Genomic DNA, 840 nt, shown 5'->3' with positions numbered 1-840 from the left:
GGCATTGTCAAGTTGCTGAGCCGACGAGACGAGTTTCGGAATCCGGAGCGAAATGGCCGCGGCTCGGATAACAAATGTCCCAGGTTATGCATTCTTCGCTACATCGGTGACCTCATTCCAGAGAGAAAACGCTTGAGTACGCACGTGCCGGTACTGCTGCGCCGACAGGCGGTTGCGCTGGCATCGGAAGACGTTGTTGATCGGCCCATGCGCGGATAGAAAACGCTGCGCGTGCCTCGGTGACTTGTAGCGGCGCATCTGCCGTTCTCGCTGGCGCGTCGGTTGGTGCGATAGCTCGGCCCGGTTGTTCAAACCCTTGTGCTGGCGATGCTCTACGCCCGGCATGATCTGAGCCTTAGCGGCCGCATAACTCTTGAGCTTGTCAGTAATCAGAACCCGCGGCACGTAGCGCAAGCCCTTGAGAAGCTTGCGAAAGAACCGCTTGGCCGCCTGCCGGTCACGCCTGCTCTGCACGAGGACATCCAGGACATGGCCGTCCTGGTCAACTGCACGCCAGAGGTAATGATGCTTTCCCTTGATCGTCAGCACGACCTCGTCGAGGTGCCATTTGTCGCCCCGTCGTGGCTGACGTCGGCGCAGCTCAGCAGCGTATTGCTGGCCGAACCGCAGAGTCCATTGGCGAATCGTCTCGTAAGTCACGACGATACCCCGGCTTGCCATCAATTCCTCGATGTCGCGAAAGCTCAGCGAGAACCGGAAGTAGAGCCACACCACATGGCTGATGATCTCCCGAGGGTAGCGGAAACCGCGGTAAAGTTGAGAACCTGTCATCTCATCATTTTATCGAGGCGCGGCCGGCTGTGGCAACTTGACAATGCC

Annotated in this window: 1 protein-coding gene; it reads right to left on the bottom strand. The window is 58.7% G+C overall.

Going from position 1 to position 840, the window contains the following annotated elements:
- Positions 1 to 84: 84 nt before the first annotated feature.
- Positions 85 to 792 carry an IS6 family transposase gene (locus WP12_RS00050; RefSeq protein ID WP_044663628.1) on the bottom strand — a complete coding sequence of 236 codons (708 nt, stop codon included), beginning with the start codon at positions 790 to 792 and terminating at the stop codon, positions 85 to 87.
- Between the last annotated feature and the right edge of the window lie 48 nt (positions 793 to 840).

The organism is Sphingomonas sp. SRS2 (assembly GCF_000971055.1).
Lineage (GTDB): Bacteria > Pseudomonadota > Alphaproteobacteria > Sphingomonadales > Sphingomonadaceae > Rhizorhabdus.
Note: the sequence above shows the minus strand (reverse complement) of the source record. Positions and strands in the feature narration are given on the sequence as shown.

What these genes read in the sequence shown, in the direction of transcription:
- WP12_RS00050 (WP_044663628.1), bottom strand. Translation starts at nt 792, where the DNA reads ATGACAGGTTCTCAACTTTACCGCGGTTTCCGCTACCCTCGGGAGATC.